Source organism: Streptosporangium sp. NPDC006013, assembly GCF_040614275.1.
Classification (GTDB): Bacteria; Actinomycetota; Actinomycetes; order Streptosporangiales; family Streptosporangiaceae; genus Streptosporangium.
This window is the reverse complement of the sequence record NZ_JBEXUE010000741.1, coordinates 1-3327: the sequence shown is the minus strand read 5'-3', so window position 1 is coordinate 3327 and position 3327 is coordinate 1. Positions and strand designations below refer to the sequence as shown.

General features: G+C 71.3%; 3 protein-coding genes. All 3 read right to left on the bottom strand.

Going from position 1 to position 3327, the window contains the following annotated elements; translation table 11 throughout:
• Positions 1-15: 15 nt before the first annotated feature.
• A complete protein-coding gene (locus ABZ260_RS48850; protein ID WP_355632183.1) occupies positions 16-1863 on the bottom strand; it encodes an N-acetylneuraminate synthase family protein in 1848 nt (615 codons plus the stop codon).
• Between the two features lie 155 nt (positions 1864-2018).
• Positions 2019-2981: an alpha/beta hydrolase family protein gene (locus tag ABZ260_RS48845; protein WP_355632180.1), complete on the bottom strand. Its 963-nt coding sequence runs from the start codon at positions 2979-2981 to the stop codon at positions 2019-2021.
• A gap of 159 nt (positions 2982-3140) precedes the next feature.
• Positions 3141-3327: substrate-binding domain-containing protein (locus ABZ260_RS48840; protein WP_355632177.1), on the bottom strand; the 187-nt coding region annotated here is incomplete at its 5' end.

Below are 3327 nucleotides of genomic sequence, written 5' to 3'. Positions count from 1 at the left end.
GTTCAGTCTAGTTCTCTAGCGCCTTGGGCAGCCACGAACAAGGAAAGCCCTCCGCGGGCCTGGCCCGGCAGGCTTCGACCTCACCCGCGACGCCACGGGGGGGAGAGGGTAGGTGGAGGTGGCGTGCATCAGCACCAGCTTGGAGGTGCCGAGAAGCTCCACCGCCTGGTCGATCTCCTCCAGCGTGGACATGCCGGTGGACAGGATGATCGGCTTGCCGGTCGCGGCGAGCGCGCGGAGCAGTTCCAGGTCGGTCACGCTCGCCGAGGCGACCTTGTGGGTGACCACGTCCATGGACTCCAGGAACTCAACGGACGGCACGTCCCACGGCGAGGCGAACCAGTGCAGGCCCCGCTTCTGGCAGTGCTCGGCGATCTGGGAGTACTCCTCCAGGCCGAACTCGGTCCTGAGCTTGTACTCCATGTAGGTCATCTCGCCCCACGGCGTCTGCCGGATCTGGTCGCGCTGCTCCAGCGGCACGCAGATCTCCGGCGTGCGCTTCTGGAACTTGACGGCCTGACAGCCCGCCTCGGCCGCCACGTCGATGAGCCGGCGCGCGATGTCCAGGTCGCCGTTGTGGTTGATGCCGATCTCACCGATCACGTAGACCGGCTGTCCGGCGCCGATCAGCGCGTCGCCGATCTGGACGGGCCTGGCGACCGGGGCGAGCCTCAGCTCGGCGCGGGGCGCGGTCCCTCCGGTGACCTTCTCGTCCGCCGGGCGGGCCGCGAGGACCCGGTCGCACAGCTCCCGTACGGCCCCGGCCCCGCCGGGCCTGGTCAGCACGGTCCTGGCGGCGGCGCGGACCTTCGGGTGGGCGTCGGGGACGGTGACGGGCCAGCCGACGTCGCTCATCGGGCCCAGGTCGTTGACGTCGTTGCCGACGTAGGCGACGCGGGCCGGGTCGATTCCCTCGATGGCCAGCCAGTCGCGCAGCACGGTCCGCTTGTCGGTCAGGCCCTGCAGGACGGGCACGCCGAGCTTGCGGGCGCGGGCCGCGACCACCGGGTTGTGCTCGGTGGACATGATCATCAATTTGACGCCGGAGCGGCGCAGCAGTGAGATGCCCATGCCGTCGGAGCGGCTGACCGCGACCATCTCGCGGCCGTCCTGGTCGACGTAGGCGCGGTCGTCGGTGTGCACGCCGTCGAAGTCGGTGATCACCGCGTCCACGTCGATCGGCTCGGGCCGGTCCACGAACGGTGCCAGCGCCCGTACGATCTCCAGATCCTCGGGGGTGTCCACCTCGACGGCGTGGTGCGGGGAGACCCGCTGCACGGCGACGGTGCCGAAGAAGCGGTGGCCGTGCTCGCGCAGACCCTCGGCGCGCATCACGTAGAAGGCGCCGGTCTCGCGGAACTGCGGTTCGCGGTCCTGGCGGCGCGGCCGGTGGGAGGGGTCGTGGTTGACGCCCGCGCCGTTCACGCTCCACAGGAACTCGTGCGTCTCCAGCCCGGAGAACACCACGTCGGCGCTGCCGTCCAGGACCTTGGCGATGGCGCCGTCCAGATCGGCGGGGTCGATGAACGCGCTGGTGCACTGCACCAGGATGACCACGTCGGGGACGTCGGGGGTGTGGTCGAGCGCGTGGAGCACCGCGGACTCGCTGGAGGCGGTCCCGCCGCTCAGCTCTTCCGGCCGGTCGATCACGGTCGCGCCCGCGGCGCGGGCCACCTCGGCGATCCCGGTGTGGTCGGTGCTGACCACGACCTCGTCGACCAGCTTGGCCCGCACACAGGCCCGTACCGCGCGGGCGACCAGGGGACTGCCGCCCACCGGGGCCAGGTTCTTCAGGGGAACGCCCACCGAACCTCCGCGGGCGGGGACAACGGCCAGGACTCGCAAGGTGGCTCCTCGTGACATACGACAAAGGCCCCTGAACTGGGGTGTTTGACGAACGCTAGTCACGGGGGTGACCGGCGAGGGGTGCCTGAGCTGAACGCCCAGAGTCATCAGCCTTAACTTTCGGCGCCCCGATGCGCGGGTGGGTACACCTTTCGAGGAGGTGTCCCAGGTCGTCAGGGAGCGGCGTCGATGGAGTCCATGAGCATGGGGAGCGCGCGTTCGAGGCCGCGGCTCCAGTAGGGCCAGCTGTGGGTGCCGGGCCCGTAGAAGTCGACGGTCACGTCGACGCCGTTGGCCCTGGCCCGCTCGGCGAAGGCCACGGCCTGGCGGAGCAGGGCGGCCTCGCCCTCGTCCCGCGGCTCGGAGGTGCCGTCCAGCGGGCCGGGGGAGCCGTCGCCGCTGGAGACGAAGAGCCGTACCCCGCGCAGCGCGCCGGTGAGATCGGCCGGGTTGTGGGCGGCCCATTCGGGGTCTCGCGGGGGGCCCCAGAGCTTCGCGGAGTCCTCGCCGTTCCGGTTGAGCAGCCAGTCGACGCCGCCGTTGCCGTCGCGGGTGTGCAGCACCCCGGAGAAGGAGGCGGCCGCCTGGAACATGCCGGGATGGCGGGCCGCGTACGACATGGCCCCGAAGCCGCCCATGGACAGTCCCGCCACCGCCCGCCGGTCCCCGGCGCCGTAGTCGCGCTCCAGGATCCGCCGTACCTCGGTGAGGTGGAAGGTCTCCCAGCCGGGGCCGTCGCGCCAGTCGGAGTAGAAGCCGACGGTGCCGCCCTCGGGGATGACCACGATCGCCCGGTAGCCGGAGGTGAGGCTCGCGGCCTCCCCCTTGGTGACCCAGGTGTCGTAGTCGGACTGGCAGCAGCCGTTCAGCAGGTACAGCACCGGCCACGGACCCGAGTCCGGCGTCCAGCCCTCGGGCAGCAGGACCCGGACCATGCCCTCGCGGCCGAGCGCGGTGGAGGTCACGGTGAGCTCGTGGTCGCGGCCGCCCAGCTTCTTCACCGCGACGGCGGAGGTTCGCGAGGCGCCACCGTCAAGCCCGCCGGGCGAGGACGGTGGCAGCAGTGCCATCAGTACCGCCACGACCGCCACGGCGGCCAGCAGGAACACTCCCAGACGTACAGCTGTGCGGTTCACGCCGCCAATACTCCCGCTTCCCGCCGATCGCGTGAAGCCCACTCGACGCGTCGAGGGCCGATGGGACGGACAAAGTGCCCCACGAACGGGGTCACAGCCGCTTTTGAGACGGGGTGCCAGGCGGGTACGTCATGATCCACCGGGCCGCCCGGCGCCGGCTCAGAGAACCTGGTCCGGTGGAACGTTCAGGTCGTGGGAGGCCCATCGGGCCCGAGTGGACGCGCGGACCACGAGTTCGGGCTGGAAGAGATACTCGGCGGCCCTGGCGGGGCGCCCCTTGATCTCGTCGAGCAGGGCGCGTACGGCCGCGACCCCCATGGCCTGGACGGGCTGGCGGACCGTGGTG

Bases quoted from the DNA above. Each gene is read 5' to 3' on its own strand.
- ABZ260_RS48850 (WP_355632183.1), bottom strand. From the start codon at position 1,863: ATGTCACGAGGAGCCACCTTGCGAGTCCTGGCCGTTGTCCCCGCCCGC.